Raw genomic sequence first — 14,962 nt, forward strand, 5'->3', positions numbered from 1 at the left:
GAGATGAGCCGGCACAGCACCCAACTCGCCGACACCCGACACCTGCTGATCACCAGCTTCGAGGACGACGGCAGCTCCGCCACCGCCACCACCTGGGTGGTGCCGGACGGCCCGGCCCTCGGCGTCTGGGCCCGCACCGACTCGGCCGTGGTCCGCCACGTCCGCAGCCACCCCGGCGTCCTGGTCGAACCCTGCGACCAGCACGGCCGCCCGCTCGGCGGGCGGCGGACGGCCCGGGCCGTGCTCTGCGACCCCGACACCACCGCGTGCTACCGCACCTCGCTGCTCAACAAGTACGGCCTGACCGGGATGCTCGCGCTGGTCCGGAGCCGGCTGCGGCTCGGTCTGGCCGGCACGGTCGGCATCCGGATCACCCTGACCGACCCGGACGCCGCCCTGCCGTTCGGCGCGGCCTGGACGCCGCCGCCCTGGTACAGCCTCAACTGAGCACAGCTGCCGGCCCGGGGCGGGCGGTGTCGGTGCCGTACGGTTGGATGATCATCATGACCGCCAACGATGTCGCACCGCTGCTGCCCGCCCCCGACATCCTGCGGGAGCACTGCCGGGCGCTCGCCGTCCTGGACGCGATCCTCTGCCCCGAGTGGCCGGACCGCTACTTCACCTTCGACGCCCACTGGGCGCCCGGGGAGCAGCTGGCCTCGATGCGGAACGGCTCCGGCGACGAGTACACGGTCACCTTCACCCCCGCCGGCACCTACCTGCGCGGCTTCGACCACGAGTCGCCGATGAGCCCGTACGCGGAGGACCGGGTCTGGCCCGGCGTCCTCGACGAGGTGCCCGGGCCGCTGCGGGCCTGCGCCGAGGAGCCCGCCTTCACCGACGACGGCCTCCCCACCGTCACGGCCGCGCTCTGGCACCTGGCCGGGGACGACCGGTGGCACAGCGGCGCGATCGACTTCCCGCCCGGCCACCCCGACCCGGACGGCGCCGACTGGCTGTTCCAGTCCCTCACCGACCGCTCGGCCGAGGCGTACGCCGACTTCGCTACCGACTACTACGAGGTCCCGGTCGACCTGGCCGCCGTCCGCCACGTGCTGGCCCTGCGCCCGCTGACCACCGAGGTGGTCCGGGCCCTCAATCCCGACCTGGCCCTGGCCGACCTGGCCGACGACCTCGCCGACGCCGACTATCCGTCAGAGTGACCGCGACGACCGCCTGACCTCCACCAGGCCGGCGATCCGCTCGGCGACAGCATGCCGCTCGAACGGGCGCCCGTCGCCGTTCAGGTGCTCCCGCAGCCGGAGGCTCGCCCAGGAGACCCGCTCGGGGTGCACGAACACGTGGCTCCGGCCGCAGCCGCAGTCCTGGCGCACCCACCCGCACCCCGGGCACAGCTCCACGAAGCCGTGCCCGGTCGAGCGCAGCACCGGCGGCCGGCCGTCCCCGCAGCTGCGGCAGCCAGTCGGCTGCTCCCCCTCGGCCAGCCGGACCTCGCGCCCGACGAACTCCGGCAGTGCGAGGGCGGGGTGGCAGTACTCGTCCACCACGTAGCTGCGCGGGCGCGACGGCCACCACCACGGCCCGGGTCGGTCCGGGCGCCGCAGCCCGGCCCGCTTCTCCTGCCGACGCCGCTCCGCGTAGCGGGCCGCGGCCTGCTGTCGGATCGTCCGGGCCCGGTCCAGCTCGGTCACCGCGCGCACCAGCGACCCGGGGTCGTCCTCCAGCTGACGCGGCATCAGGGCACTGACCGTCAGGTGGTGGTAAGTGCGGAGGAATCCGTACGGCGCGAAGACGTCGAGGCAGACCCAGAGCGCCCGGTGCCGCTGCATCGTGCTGAGCCCCGGGTCGAGCACCCGGTCGCGGTGGGTGGTGAAGCTGGTCATCGGGCGAGTATCGCCGAGTCCGTTCCGTACCGCCGCCGAATTACCCGCTGGTTCCTTCGTGTGCAGTTCGTCCGGTCAGGCGGTGTTCCCGGCCGGCCGGGGGAACGGGTACCGGCCGGAGCCGGTCGGCTCCCGGCCCGTGGTGGGTGTCCCCCTGTCCGGCGGGTCGTCGTCGAGCGAGGGGAACGTCCCGCCCGTGGCCACTCTGTGCCGTCCCGCCGTTGCCGTGCCCGAGTACGTGATCACTCAGGAGGAGACCCTCGACCTGGCCCGGTCGATCCACGCCGACCATCCCCAACTGCCGCTCGCCCTCAGACTGATCGAGAACACGGGGGTGCGCAAGCGGCACCTGGTCCAGTCGGTCGAGGAGACCCTGGCGCACCCGGGCTTCGAGGCCAGGAACCTGCGCTACGAGGCGGAGGCCAAGCGCCGGGTCCCCCAGGTGGTGCGGGAGGCACTGGAGCACGCACGCCTGACGCCGCAGGAGATCGACCTGATCGTCTACGTCTCCTGCACCGGCTTCATGATGCCCTCGCTGACCGCCTGGCTGATCAACTCGATGGGCTTCCGCCCGGAGACCCGCCAGCTCCCGATCGCCCAGCTCGGCTGTGCGGCCGGCGGCGCCGCGATCAACCGCGCGCACGACTTCTGCACCGCCTACCCGAACGCCAACGTGCTGATCGTGGCCTGCGAGTTCTGCTCGCTCTGCTACCAGCCCACCGACCTGGAGATCGGCACCCTGCTCTCCAACGGCCTGTTCGGCGACGCGGTCGCCGCCGCGGTGGTCCGGGGCAGCGGCGGCACCGGCGTCCACCTGGAGCGCAACGGCTCGTACCTGGTCCCGGACACCGAGGAGTGGATCGCCTACAGTGTCCGCTCCACCGGCTTCCACTTCCTGCTCGACAAGCGGGTCCCCGGCACCATGGAGCCGCTCGCCCCGGTGCTGGTCCAACTCGCCGAGCAGCACAAGTGGAACGCCTCCGAGCTGGACTTCTACATCGTGCACGCGGGCGGGCCGCGCATCCTGGACGACCTCTGCAGCCATCTGAAGGTCGACCCCGAGTGCTTCCGGTTCAGCCGGGCCACCCTGACCGAGTACGGGAACATCGCCAGCGCCGTGGTCTTCGACGCCCTGGCCCGCTACTTCGACGAGGGCACCGCCGTGGACCGGGCCACCGGGCTGATCGCCGGCTTCGGCCCGGGCATCACCGCCGAGGTCGCGCTCGGCCGCTGGACCGTGCCCGTGAAGCCCCAGTCGTTCGCCAAGACCCTGATCAGGAGCTCGAATTGACCACGACCACGGCCGCCCCGGTCCACTTCTGGAACCCGCCCGACCTCCCCGGCCTCGACTTCGACCCACTGCTGCACCGCCTGCTGCACGAGGACCCGGTGGCCCGGGTCCGGCTGCCGCACGGCGACGGCCACGCCTGGCTGGTGACCCGGTACGAGGAGGTCAGGTTCGTCTCGGTCGACCCGCGGTTCAGCCGCCAGGCGGTGTACGGGCGTTCGGTCACCCGGCTGGCCCCGCACTTCATCCCGATGGACGGCGCCGTCGGCTTCGCCGACCCGCCCGACCACACCCGGATGCGCCGGGTGGTGGCCAAGGCGTTCACCGCCCGCAGCATGCACCGGCTGCGCGAGCACGCCCAGCAGGTGATGGACCGGCTGCTCGACGCGATGGCCGAACACGGCGGCCCGCTCGACCTGATGGCGCACCTCAACCGCCCGTTCCCGCTCGCCATGATGTGCGAGCTGATGGGCGTCCCGCCGGCCGACCACGCCCTGATCGCGCACTGGTCCGACACCGTCATCTCGGCCTCGGCCGGCCGGGAGGCCAGCGAGCGGGCCAAGGAGGAGTTCGCCGAGTACTTCACCGAGCTGCTCGGCTGCCGCCGGCTGGAGCCGCGCGACGACCTCGCCGGAGTGCTGGCCGAGGCCGTCCAGGAGGGCACCCTGGAGCTGCACGAGGCGGTCGGGCTCGCCGTGCTGGTGCAGATCGGCGGCGGGCACGCGGTCCGCAACAACAGCGCCAACATGGTGTTCGCGCTGCTCACCCACCCCGGCCACCTGGCCCGGCTGCGGGGCCAACCCGCCCTGCTCCCACAGGCCGTGGACGAGCTGCTGCGGTACATCCCGCACCGTAACGCGGTCGGCCTGTCCCGGATCGCACTGGAGGACGTCGAGGTCGGCGGCGTGCTGATCCCGGCCGGGGACCCGGTCTACGTCTCGTACCTGACCGCCAATCGGGACCCCTCGGTCTTCGCCGACCCCGAGCTGCTCGACTTCGACCGCTGCCCCAACCCGCACGTCGCCTTCGGCCACGGGCCGCACTACTGCCCGGGCGCCGCACTGGCCCGGCTGGAGTCCGAGCTGATCGTCGGCTCGCTCTGGGACCGCTTCCCCGGCCTGCGGCTGGCCGTACCGGAGGACCAACTGGTCTGGCAGCGCGGCGCGTTGATCCGTGGTCCGGAAACCCTTCCGGTGACCTGGTGAGGACGCGCCGATGACCTACCTGAACCCCCGGGACGGCCTGGTGGTCCCGCCCGGCGGCGGCCGGACGGTGCACGCCGCCGCCCAGCAGGTCACCTTCAAGGTGACCGGCGCGCACTCGCTGGCCGCCTCCAGCTTCGAGGTGGTGGTGCCGCCCGGATTCGACGTCGGCGCGCACGCGCACGGCCGGAGTGAGGAGCTGTTCCTGCTGCTGGACGGCGAGTTGGACGTGCTCGCGTTCGAACCGAAGGTCCGGACGCCCGACTGGCGCGACTGGGAGTCGCGGGAGGGGCGGACCTTCCTCCGGGCCACCCCCGGCACGCTGATCCTGGTCCCGCCCGGCTGCCCGCACGCCTTCGCCAACCCGACCGGACGGCCCGCCCGGATGTTCTTCCAGGCCTCGCCGCCGCCCGAACACGAGCACTACTTCGAGGAGTTGCTGGACCTCTTGAACGCCGACGGCGGGATCGACCACGACGCGGTGGCGGCACTGCGCCTGCGCTACGACATCGAGCAGCTCACCCCGCTGCGGCACCTCCCGGTGGAGGTGGCGACCCCGTGACCGATGCCGGACCCGTGACCGATGCCGGCCCTCTGACCGAGGTGTGCCCCGCCCGCGGCACGGCCCACTTCTGGCCGGTCGACCACCTGCCGGAGCTGGAGTTCGACCCGCTGCTGCACCGGCTGCTGCGGGAGGAGCCGATCGCCCGGATCAGGCTCAGGTTCGGCGAGGGCGAGGCCTGGCTGGCCACCCGGTACGAGGACATCAAGGAGCTCACCTCCGACCCCCGGTTCAGCCGCGAACTCACCGTCGACCGGCCGGTCACCAGCATGACCCCGCACGTGGTCGCCCCGGTCGGCGGCATCGGACGCACCGACCCGCCCGACCACACCCGGCTGCGCCGCCTGGTCGCCCAGGCCTTCAACCGCCGCCGGGTGGCCCGGCTCCGGGTCGAGACCGAGGAGATCGCCGACCGGCTGGTCGACGCCGTGCTCGACCAGGGGCCGCCCGCCGAGCTCACCTCCGCCCTGACCGGCCCGCTGCCCGAGCAGGTGATCGGCAGGCTGCTCGGCGTCCCGGCCGGTGATCTCGGCCTGTTGCAGGGCTGGCGCGCCGTCATCCTCTCCAGCGACCACTCACTGGCCGAGAGCAACGGGGTCAAGGCCGAGATCGCGGGCTACTTCCGCACCCTGGCCGAGCACCGGGCCGCCCACCCCGCCGACGACCTGTTCAGCGAACTGGTCGCCGCCCACGGCGCCGGGGCGCTCAGCCGGCCGGAGCTGATCTCGCTCTCGGTGATGATCGTCCTCAACGCCCTGGACCAGATCCGCAACCAGGCCTCCACCATGGTCTACACCCTGCTCACCCACCCCGGACAGCTGGCCTGGCTGCGCGAGGACCGGACCCGACTGCCCGCTGCGGTCGAGGAGTTGCTCCGCTTCATCCCGCAGCGCAACGGGGTCGGCATGCCCCGGATCGCCACCGAGGACGTCACCGTCGGCGGTGTCACCATCCGGTCCGGCGAGGCGGTCTACGTCTCCTACCTCGCCGCCAACCGCGACCCCACCGTCTTCGCCGGCCCCGACCGGCTCGACCTCACCAGGACCGACCGGCCGCCGAACCTGGCCTTCGGGCACGGCGCCCACTACTGCCTCGGCGCCGCGCTCACCCGGATGCAGTGCGAGGTCGTCCTGGGCACCCTGCTCGACCGCCTGCCCGGCCTCCGACTGGCCGTACCCGCCGCCGAGATCCGCTGGCGCCGGGGCACCGTCAACCGGGGGCCGGAGACCCTGCCGATCAGCTGGTGACTCCGCCGACGCCTCAGCCCCGGGTCCGGCGCAGCTCGGCGTAGTCGGGCGCGGGGAAGCGGGTACCGGTGAGCGCGTCCGGCACGGGAGTGCCGGGCGTCAGGTCCAGCGGGATGAACCCGGCCCAGGACTCGACCGCGTCGTCCTTGGGCTCGTCCCGGGCGAAGCCGCTGCGCGTCTTGATCGAGAACTCCTCGACCGGCAGCGTCAGGACCGCCGTGTACTCCGCCTCCTCGACGCTCGGACGGCGGGCCGCGCCCGGGCCCGAGAGACGGCCCGGGACGACGCTCTCCACGATGTACGCGAGTGCGGCGGCCCGTTCCTCCGCGTCCTCGATGCCGGTCGCCCGTCCGAAGACCATGACGGAGCGGTAGGCGGCGGAGTGGTGGGAGGCGGCCCGGCCGAGGATCAGGCCGTCGATCAGGGTCGCGGTGACGCACACCGGGGTGCCGGCCGCCGCCGTGGTCATGAACCGGCCGTACGCCGATCCGTGCAGCAGGAGCCGGTCCCCGTCGCGGACGTGCAGGGTGGGGATGACCATCGGGCCCTGGTCGGTGTTGAAGCCGACGTGGACCGCGAGGGCCTCGTCCAGGATGGCGTAGGCCGCCTCGCGGTCGTACGTGACGCGGTCGGGGTACCGCTCGGCCGTGGTGCGCACAGTGGGTGACATGGCAGTGACTCTAAGGTTCGACCGAACGCTGCCCGGGCTGACACTCCGTCAGAGCAGCGGACCGAGCAGCGGCAGCACCGCCTGGCAGGGCAGTGGCCTGGGGTGGGCCGGGTCGAGGGCGTTGAGCACGTGGGTGAGCGCCCTCGGGTCGTAGGCGATCTCGGTGTGCTCTGCGGCGTCCAGCGGGCAGCCGTCCTGGAGGGTGGTGTCGGTGACGTCCGGGCCGCTCAGGAAGGCCGACTCGTACGGCGTCACCACCTCGTCGAAGCGGGAGGCGATGACGGTGTAGGTGACGCCGGGGACGGTGTCGCCGCCGGCGTTCAGGGCGGTGAGGAACGGCGAGCCCTGCTCCTGCTGGACGCAGGCCGGGCAGGCGGGGCCGAGCAGGAACCGGTTGGCGGGCTCCAGCAGGCCCAGCGCGGTGGCCAGCCGGGTGAACCCGAGGATGGTGGTGCCGTGGTTGCTCGGGGCCAGGCCGACCAGCTTGCCGACCTTGGCGGCGCCGCCGAGGTTCTTCAGGTAGTAACGGGGCATCATGCCGCCCTGCGAGTGGCCGACCAGGTCGGCCTCGGCCGCGCCGGTGGCGGCCAGGACCCGGTCGACGAAGGCGGCCAGCTGGGCCGCGCTCTGCTCGATCGGTCCGGTGCCCTGGATCGGGTTCCCGGGCTCCGCACCGTAGTTGAAGGCGTAGACGCAGTAGCCGTTGTTGGCCAGCAGCGGCGCCGCACCGCCCCAGTTGTCGTTCATATTCTCGAACGTGCCGTGCACCAGCACCACCGGCGCGGGGTGGGCCGCACCCGGCTTGCAGGACCAGTCGTTCGCGCCGTCCGGGGCCGCTTCGGGCTGCAGGAAGCCCTTCAGGAACCCGATCGTGAAATCGGTCTCGACCGGACGCGGTGCGGCTGCCGCGGCGCTCGGTCCGACCGCTGCCACCAGCGCGAGCACGGTGGTGGCAGCGGTCGCCGACAGTCGGCGTGTCAGGGCTCTCATTCTCCGGAACCGTCCTTCTCCCGTAGCGTCCGTCGCATCCCGCAGCGGCGGGATCTCCCGACGGCGTGTCAGCAGGAACAACGCGCCGAGGGGCAGGACGGTGACGCCCGGGTCCGGCGGCCCGGCGCCGTTACGCCTGGTGCACCAACCGGCCGCCCACGTACGTCCGTTCGACCCGGGCCTCGGCGATCCGCTCGGCCGGGTGGGCGAACACGTCGCGGTCCAGCACCACCAGGTCGGCCAGCAGCCCGGGCCGCAGGCTGCCCGCCTCGTCGCAGCCGTTCACGTGCGCCGAACCCGCCGTGTAGGCGGCCAGGGCGGTGGCGAGGTCGAGGCGCTGCTCGGGCAGGAAGACCCGGCCGTCGGTGGCGTCGGGCTCCATCCGGTTGACCGCGACGTGGATGCCGGCCAGCGGGTCGGGGCTGCTGACCGGCCAGTCGCTGCCGGCGGCCAGGGTGGCCCCGGTGCGCAGCAGGTCGCCGAACGGGTACTGCCAGGCAGCGCGTTCGGGGCCGAGGAAGGGGATGGTGAGCTGGTCCATCTGCGGCTCGTGGGCGGCCCAGAGCGGTTGGATGTTGGCGATCGCGCCGAGGGCGGCGAACCGGGCCAGGTCGTCGGGGTGCACCACCTGGAGGTGGGCCAGGTGGTGCCGGTTGCCGCGCGGGCCGTTGGCGGCGAGGGCGGCCTCGACCGCGTCCAGCGCCTCCCGGACGGCCCGGTCGCCGAGGGCGTGGAAGTGCACCTGGAAGTCGAGCGCGTCCAGCGCGGTCACGTGGCCGAGCAGGGCCTCGGGGTCGACGAAGCTGAGGCCGGAGTTGGCGGTGGCGCAGCCGCAGCCGTCCAGGTAGGGGGTGGTCATCGCGGCGGTGAAGTTCTCCGCGATGCCGTCCTGCATGATCTTCACCGAGCCGGCCCGGAACCGTCCGTGGGTCAACTCGGCCCGCTTGGCCACCAGTTCCGGGATCTGCTCGGCGCCGCGCTCGCGGTCCCACCAGAGCGCGCCGTTCACCCGGGCCGTCAGGGTGCCCGCCCGGGCGGCGGCCAGGTAGGCGTCGGAGGGGTCCGGCTGGCCGTTGAACACCCCGAGCAGGGCGTCCTGCCAGCCGGTGATGCCGAGCGAGTGCAGCAGCTGCTGGGCCCGGAGCAGCCCGGCCAGCCGGTCGGCCGGGGTGGTCGGCGGGACCAGCCGGGCGACCAGGGCGGTGGCGCCCTCCTGGAGCACGCCGCTCGGGGTGCCGTCCGGCTCGCGCTCGATCCGGCCGTCGGCCGGGTCGGGGGTGTCCCGGGTGAGTCCGGCCAGTTCGAGCGCGCGGGTGTTGGCCCAGGCGCCGTGGTGGTCCCGGTTGACCAGGTAGACCGGGCGGTCGGCGACCACCGAGTCGATCAACTGCCGGGTGGGGAGGCCGCCTTCGAAGCTCTCCAGGGACCAGCCGCTGCCGGTGATCCACTCCCGTTCGGGGTGCGCCGCGGCGAAGGCGCGGATCCGCTCCAGGTACTCGTCCGCGCCGACCGTGCCGGTCAGGTCGCACTCGCCCAGCTCGGTGCCGCCGTACACCGCGTGGATGTGCGCGTCCTGGAAGCCGGGGACCAGCAGCCTGCCCTTCAGGTCCACCACTTCGGTGCCGGGGCCGATCAGCTCCCGGAGTTCCTGGTGGCCGACGGCGGTGATCCGGTCGCCGGTGACGGCCAGGGCGGTGGCCCTGGTCCTGGCGGCGTCGGCGGTGAACACCGGGCCGCCGGTGAAGAGCAGGTCTGCGTGGTTCATCGGTGGAGCTCCCAACTGGGCGGGACGGATGGCGGGTCAGGCGGAAGGCGTCAGTTCGACCAGGTCGGCATCGGTGCCCCGGCCGGTCTCGAAGTACGGCGACCTGCGGACCCAGCGGGCCCAGCCGCAGGCCACCAGGCCGGTACCGATCATCAGGGCGGGGACCAGGAGCTGGAACCAGCCGTTGTCGGCGCTGACCTCGAAGTGGTCGGCGGAGGTCCAGAAGCTCCAGGCCAGGTAGCCGCCGACGGCGAGCAGTGCGGCCGCGCTGACCAGCGGGGCGACCACCACCCGGAGGCCGGCCAGGGGTTCGTCCCGGAGCAGGTGCCGGAACCGGACCGCGGCGGCCACCGCGGTGAGGGCGTAGTAGAGCACCACCACGATGCCGATCGCGTTCACGGCCGCGCTGATCAGGTCGGTGACGGTGGGGATGACCAGGGCCAGCACCGCGATCGCGGAGGAGATCAGCACCAGCAGCACGGTACCGGCGGCGGGGGTCCCGTAGCGGGGGTGGATCCGGGTCCAGACCGGGCCGAGGGTGCGGTCGCGGCCCATCGCGAAGGTGCCGCGCGCGGTCGGGATCACCGAGGCCTGGAGCGAGGCCACGGCGGAGAAGGTGAGAGCGATCAACGGCAGTGCGGCGAGCGGCTGTTCGGCCAGCTTGGCGCCGAAGTAGGTCAGCCCCTGGGCCCCGTTGTCGGCCAACTCGTCCAGCGGAAGCACCCGTTGGAAGGCCGTCCCGGCGAGCAGGAAGAGCAGCATCATCATCACCAGGGCCACGATGCCGCCGCGGGAGGCGTCCTTCGGGTCGTGCACCTCCTCGGCCACGGTGAAGACCGACTCGAAGCCCCAGTAGCAGAACACCGCGAGCACCATGCCCTGGGCCAGCGCGTCCAGGCTCGGGATGGCGAAGGGGTTGAACCACTCCAGCGCGAACGGCTGGTCACCGACCACCAGTCCGTAGCCGCAGAAGCCGAGCAGCACCAGGTACTCGAAGATCAGCAGGTACTTCTGCAACCGGGCGGCGAGCGCCAGCCCCCGGACCGCGACCACGGTGGCGGCGGCCAGCACCGCCAGGCCGATCAGGGTGGTCTGCAGGGTGGAGTCCGGGTCCAGGGCCAGGCCCCCGATGCTGTGCAGCCCGGCCTGGCCCGCGAGTTGGAGCACGGCCGAGCCGGTGACGGCGGTGGTGTACGCCATGAAGACGATGGTGCCGACGATGTTCACCCAGCCGGTGAGGAAGCCGAGCCAGGGGCTGAGGATCCGTCCGACCCAGGTGTAGCTGTTGCCCGCGTTGGGCTCGACCCGGTTCAGCCGGCCGTACGCGACGGCGATGCCGAGCACCGGCAGGAACGCCAGCAGCATGATCGCGGGCAGGTGCAGCCCGACCACACCGGCGGTGAGGCCGAGCCCGATGCCGATGCTGGAGGTCGCCGCGGTACTGGAGGCGGCGATCACCACCCCGTCGACGATGCCGATCGACTTCTTCATGGTGACGCCCTGGGGCAGGGTTCTCGCCCCGTCCTTCGCTGTCGCAGTCAACAGACCACCGCCTTGACCAGGGGGCTTTCGGTCAGCCCCGGGTCCGGCAAATGAAACTCCCGGGCCCTTCACACGTCAATGCCGTTGTCATAAGGTGCACGCCATGGACGAGCGAGCAGACCGGGTGGTGCACGAGCCCGAGCGGCGCCGACGGCGGCCGACCAAGCAGGGCACCGTGCTCTCGGCGGCCGTCATCGTCGAGACCGCGCTCCGGCTGCTGGGCCAGCACGGCTCCGAGGCGCTGACGGTCCGCCGCCTCGGCGCGGCGCTGGGCGCCGACCCCAGCGCGCTGTACCGGTACTTCCACAGCACCGACGACCTGTTGCTGGCCATCACCGACGAACTGGTCGGCCGGGCCCAGCACGGCTGGCAGGCCACCGGCGACTGGCGGGCGGACCTGCGCGAGATCGGCCTGCGGATCCACCGCGCCTACTGCGCCCACCCGCAGGCCGCCCTGCTGGCCGCCTACCGGACCACCGGCCGGACGTACGAGATCCAGGCGGTCGAGAACATCCTCGGCATCCTCCGCCGGGCCGGCTTCCCCGACCGGGAGGCGGTCGAGCTCTACCACGCCTTCGTCGACCAGGGCCTGGCCTTCGCCGCCCTGGACGCCGCCGTGGACGCCCTCCCCGCCCCGGCCCGGGCCGCCGACGCGTCCGTCTGGCAGCTCAACTACGCCCGCCTGCCCGCCGACACCCACCCGCACATCGCCGCCACCGCCCCGCTGCTCACCGCCGAGATGAACCGCAGCGCCTACCCGCTCGCCCTCGACCTGCTGCTCTCCGCCTTCGCCGCCCGACTGCCCCCGGCCTGACCGGCTGCGGCGCAGGTTCTTACCGGTCGCTGACGGTGCGGCAGCGTTGCCGCCCCGGCGGGTGGTCCGGGCCTACGGTCGGCGGCATGGAGATTCTGCTGACCGGCGGTGCCGGGTTCATCGGTTCGGCCGTCGCCGGGCTGCTGGTGCGCTCGGGCCACCGGGTCCGGGTGCTGGACGCGCTGCTGCCCGCCGTGCACCGCTCGGAGCCGGTGCTGCCCGAGGGGGTGGAGTTCCGCCGCGGCGACGTCCGCGACCGGGACACCGTGGCGGCGGCGCTGGAGGGCGTCGACGCGGTCTGCCACCAGGCGGCGATGGTCGGCCTCGGCGTCGACCTGGACGACGCGCCCGAGTACGCCGGGTGCAACGACCTCGGCACCGCCGTGCTGCTGGCCGGGATGGCCCGGGCCGGGGTGGGCCGGCTGGTGCTGGCCGGTTCGATGGTGGTGTACGGCGAGGGACGGCACCGGTGCCCCCGGCACGGCGACGTCGCCCCCGGCCCCCGCGCGGCGGCCGACCTGGACGCCGGACGGTTCGAGCCGCCCTGCCCGCACTGCGGCGCCCCGCTCGCTCCCGGGCTGGTGTCCGAGGACGCCCGCACCGATCCGCGCAACGTGTACGCCGCCACCAAGCTGGCGCAGGAGCACCTGGCCTCCGCCTGGGCCCGGGCCGGGGGCGGACGGGTGCTGACGCTGCGGTACCACAACGTGTACGGGCCCGGGATGCCGCGCGACACCCCGTACGCCGGGGTGGCCTCGCTGTTCCGCTCGGCGCTGGCGCGCGGCGAGGCGCCACTGGTGTTCGAGGACGGCGGCCAGCGGCGCGACTTCGTGCACGTGGACGATGTCGCGGCGGCCAACCTGGCCGCCCTGACCGCCGTCGCGGAACGGCCGCCCGGCACCGCCCGGGTCTACAACGTCGGCAGCGGGGAGCCGCACACCGTGGGCGAGTTGGCCACCGCGCTGGCCACCGCCCACGGCGGCCCGGCCCCGGTCGTCACCGGCGACTACCGCCTGGGCGACGTCCGGCACATCACCGCGGACTCCTCCCGGCTCCGGGCCGAACTGGGCTGGCGCCCCCGGGTCCCGTTCGCCGCCGGCATGGCCGCCTTCGCCGCCGCAACCGGCTGACTCCGGCCCGCCGCCCCGCTACGCGAGCGCGGCCGCCGCCGGGAGGGTGATCTCGAAGCAGCAACCGCCCTCGACGTTGCGGACGGTGGCCCGCCCCGCGTGCGCCTCGGCGATGCCCCGGACGATCGCCAGCCCCAGCCCCGCCCCGCCCGAGGGCTGCGGGGTACGGGCGCTGACGCCCCGCCAGCCGGTCTCGAACACCCGGGCCAGGTCGTCCTCCGGGATGCCGCCGCAGCCGTCGGTGACCGAGAGCACCACCCGGTCCTGCTCCCGGCGGGCCCCGACCGCGACCACGCCGTCGGCGGGGGTGGCCCGGATCGCGTTGACCAGCAGGTTCCCCAGCGCCCGGGAGATCTCCCGGCCGTCCACCTCGACCGGGGCCGGCTCGACCTGGCCGCCGAGCAGCCGGATGCCGCGCTCCCGGGCCAGCGGATCGGCCCCGGCCAGCGCGTCGCCGACCAGGTCGTAGACCGAGATCCGGCTCGGGCTGAGGTGCAGCGAGCCGGCCTGGATCCGGGACAGCTCGAACAGGTCGTCCACCATGCCGGTCAGCCGGTCGACCTCGGTCCTGATCCGGGCGTGGTAGCGGGCCGGGTCCTCGACCACGCCGTCCTCCAGCGCCTCCGCCATCGCCCGCAGCCCGGCCAGCGGGGTCCGCAGGTCGTGCGAGATCCAGGCGATCAGCTCCCGGCGGGAGGACTCCAGCGCCTGCTCGCGCTGCCTGGACTCGGCCAGCCGCGCACTGGTGGCGGCCAACTCGGCGCTCAGTTCGGCCAGTTCCGCGCTGAGCGGCCGGTCCGGCGCGGTGAAGCCGGCGTCGCTGCCGACGGTCCTGGCGGCCAGCGTGAGCGCCCGGCTGCCCGCCACGGCCTGCCGGCCGAGCAGGGCGGCGGTGCCCAGCGAGACCACCGCGCCCATCGCCAGCACCGTCATCACCACCCCGAGGTCGTGGTCGGAGAGGAACATCGCCTGGGCCACGGCCGTGGTGCCGGAGGCCATCGCCAGCACCGTCACCACCGCGACCGCGAACAGCGAGAGGGCGACCGAGCGGCGGCGCAGTATCCGGACCGCCGGCCAGCCCAGCAGCCCGGTCAGGCCGGCCCCGACGGCGGCGAACAGCGCGATCAGCAACAGGTCCTTCATGACAGATCCCTCATGACGGTACGTCAACTCCCCTGCGGGGTCGGTACGGGGTCGAAGCGGTAGCCGACTCCCCAGACGGTGCTGATCAGGACGGGCGCGGCCGGGTCGTGCTCGATCTTCTCCCGCAGCCGCCGGACGTGCACCGTCACGGTGGACAGGTCGCCGAACTCCCAGCCCCAGACCTGCCGCATCAGCTCCTCCCGGGAGAACACCGCGCCGGGGTGCCGCAACAGGAACGCCAGCAGATCGAACTCCCGCAGCGTCAGCATGAGTTCGACTCCGGCCCGGAAGGCCCGGCGGGCCTTCGGATCGAGCGTGAGCGCACCCGCGACCAGCACCGGGGAGACCGGCGGCGGAGCCGCGCTGCGGCGCAGCACGGACTGCACCCGCAGGGTCAGTTCGCGCGGGCTGAACGGCTTGGTCACGTAGTCGTCCGCGCCGAGCTCCAGCCCGAGCACCCGGTCCGCCTCCTCGCCCTTGGCGGTGAGCATCACGATCGGCAGCGCGGCGCCCGCCACGGTGGCGCGCAGCCGCCGGCAGACCTCCAGACCGTCCAGACCGGGCAGCATCAGGTCGAGCAGCAGCAGGTCCGGCGGGTTCGCCGCGACCAGCTCCAGGGCGTGCCGGCCGTCGGAGGCCTGCTCGACCAGGTACCCGGCGCGCAGCAGGTAGCCGGTGACGACCTCGGCGACCGTGGGGTCGTCGTCGACCACCAGGATCCGGGTGGCGGGGGGTGTCGCTGTCACCCCTTGAGCGTAGGAGCCC

15 protein-coding genes are annotated in these 14,962 nt (G+C 73.5%); 8 read left to right on the forward strand and 7 right to left on the reverse strand.

Annotated features, from left to right (window positions below; translation table 11 throughout):
- Nucleotides 1-3 precede the first annotated feature (3 nt).
- Both ABT118_RS17905 and ABT118_RS17910 read left to right on the forward strand, forming a co-directional pair.
- The gene (locus tag ABT118_RS17905) at nucleotides 4-447 is read left to right on the forward strand and encodes a PPOX class F420-dependent oxidoreductase (protein ID WP_350669492.1); all 444 of its coding nucleotides are present in this window, start codon (nucleotides 4-6) and stop codon (nucleotides 445-447) included.
- Nucleotides 448-503: 56 nt separating this feature from the next.
- A complete protein-coding gene (locus ABT118_RS17910; protein ID WP_350669493.1) occupies nucleotides 504-1,163 on the forward strand; it encodes a hypothetical protein in 660 nt (219 codons plus the stop codon).
- On the opposite strand, the gene ABT118_RS17915 is transcribed toward ABT118_RS17910, so the two are convergent.
- Nucleotides 1,155-1,844 (reverse strand): hypothetical protein, encoded by a 690-nt coding sequence (locus ABT118_RS17915; protein WP_350669494.1) that lies wholly within the window; start codon nucleotides 1,842-1,844, stop codon nucleotides 1,155-1,157. The genes ABT118_RS17910 and ABT118_RS17915 overlap by 9 nt on opposite strands.
- A 196-nt stretch (nucleotides 1,845-2,040) precedes the next feature.
- Here ABT118_RS17915 and ABT118_RS17920 point away from each other — a divergent pair, with 196 nt between their 5' ends.
- The 4 genes from ABT118_RS17920 to ABT118_RS17935 are packed head-to-tail and all read left to right on the forward strand — an operon-like array spanning nucleotide 2,041 to nucleotide 6,143.
- The gene (locus tag ABT118_RS17920; protein WP_350669496.1) at nucleotides 2,041-3,135 is read left to right on the forward strand and encodes a type III polyketide synthase; all 1,095 of its coding nucleotides are present in this window, start codon (nucleotides 2,041-2,043) and stop codon (nucleotides 3,133-3,135) included.
- The gene (locus ABT118_RS17925) at nucleotides 3,132-4,337 is read left to right on the forward strand and encodes a cytochrome P450 (protein ID WP_350669498.1); all 1,206 of its coding nucleotides are present in this window, start codon (nucleotides 3,132-3,134) and stop codon (nucleotides 4,335-4,337) included. Before ABT118_RS17920 ends, ABT118_RS17925 begins: the two co-directional genes overlap by 4 nt.
- A 10-nt stretch (nucleotides 4,338-4,347) precedes the next feature.
- Nucleotides 4,348-4,896: a cupin domain-containing protein gene (locus ABT118_RS17930; RefSeq protein ID WP_350669499.1), complete on the forward strand. Its 549-nt coding sequence runs from the start codon at nucleotides 4,348-4,350 to the stop codon at nucleotides 4,894-4,896.
- Complete coding sequence (locus ABT118_RS17935) at nucleotides 4,893-6,143, forward strand: cytochrome P450 (protein WP_350669500.1); 1,251 nt, start codon at nucleotides 4,893-4,895, stop codon at nucleotides 6,141-6,143. The genes ABT118_RS17930 and ABT118_RS17935 overlap by 4 nt, the downstream gene beginning before the upstream one ends.
- Nucleotides 6,144-6,156: 13 nt before the next feature.
- Here ABT118_RS17935 and ABT118_RS17940 read toward each other — a convergent pair whose 3' ends face one another.
- From ABT118_RS17940 to ABT118_RS17955, 4 genes are all read right to left on the reverse strand, one after another.
- Nucleotides 6,157-6,813 (reverse strand): pyridoxamine 5'-phosphate oxidase family protein, encoded by a 657-nt coding sequence (locus tag ABT118_RS17940; RefSeq protein ID WP_350669501.1) that lies wholly within the window; start codon nucleotides 6,811-6,813, stop codon nucleotides 6,157-6,159.
- 48 nt (nucleotides 6,814-6,861) lie between these two features.
- On the reverse strand, nucleotides 6,862-7,803 hold the full coding sequence (locus tag ABT118_RS17945) for an esterase/lipase family protein (RefSeq protein WP_350669502.1): 942 nt from the start codon (nucleotides 7,801-7,803) through the stop codon (nucleotides 6,862-6,864).
- 130 nt (nucleotides 7,804-7,933) lie between these two features.
- Nucleotides 7,934-9,568, reverse strand: coding sequence for an amidohydrolase (locus ABT118_RS17950; protein WP_350669503.1), 1,635 nt, complete (start codon nucleotides 9,566-9,568; stop codon nucleotides 7,934-7,936).
- A 36-nt stretch (nucleotides 9,569-9,604) separates the two neighbouring features.
- The gene (locus tag ABT118_RS17955) at nucleotides 9,605-11,059 is read right to left on the reverse strand and encodes an APC family permease (RefSeq protein ID WP_350669678.1); all 1,455 of its coding nucleotides are present in this window, start codon (nucleotides 11,057-11,059) and stop codon (nucleotides 9,605-9,607) included.
- A 154-nt stretch (nucleotides 11,060-11,213) separates the two neighbouring features.
- Between ABT118_RS17955 and ABT118_RS17960 the strand changes: the two genes are divergently transcribed.
- Both ABT118_RS17960 and ABT118_RS17965 read left to right on the forward strand, forming a co-directional pair.
- Nucleotides 11,214-11,924 carry a TetR/AcrR family transcriptional regulator gene (locus tag ABT118_RS17960; RefSeq protein ID WP_350669506.1) on the forward strand — a complete coding sequence of 237 codons (711 nt, stop codon included), beginning with the start codon at nucleotides 11,214-11,216 and terminating at the stop codon, nucleotides 11,922-11,924.
- A gap of 86 nt (nucleotides 11,925-12,010) precedes the next feature.
- Nucleotides 12,011-13,054 carry an NAD-dependent epimerase/dehydratase family protein gene (locus ABT118_RS17965; RefSeq protein ID WP_350669508.1) on the forward strand — a complete coding sequence of 348 codons (1,044 nt, stop codon included), beginning with the start codon at nucleotides 12,011-12,013 and terminating at the stop codon, nucleotides 13,052-13,054.
- Nucleotides 13,055-13,072: 18 nt separating this feature from the next.
- Here the strand turns inward: ABT118_RS17965 and ABT118_RS17970 are convergent, their stop codons facing one another.
- Nucleotides 13,073-14,197 carry a sensor histidine kinase gene (locus tag ABT118_RS17970; RefSeq protein WP_350669510.1) on the reverse strand — a complete coding sequence of 375 codons (1,125 nt, stop codon included), beginning with the start codon at nucleotides 14,195-14,197 and terminating at the stop codon, nucleotides 13,073-13,075.
- Between the two features lie 23 nt (nucleotides 14,198-14,220).
- A complete protein-coding gene (locus ABT118_RS17975; RefSeq protein ID WP_350669512.1) occupies nucleotides 14,221-14,943 on the reverse strand; it encodes a response regulator transcription factor in 723 nt (240 codons plus the stop codon).
- Nucleotides 14,944-14,962: the final 19 nt, after the last annotated feature.

The organism is Kitasatospora sp. NPDC002040 (genome assembly GCF_040296785.1).
In the GTDB taxonomy this organism is placed as follows: Bacteria; Actinomycetota; Actinomycetes; order Streptomycetales; family Streptomycetaceae; genus Kitasatospora.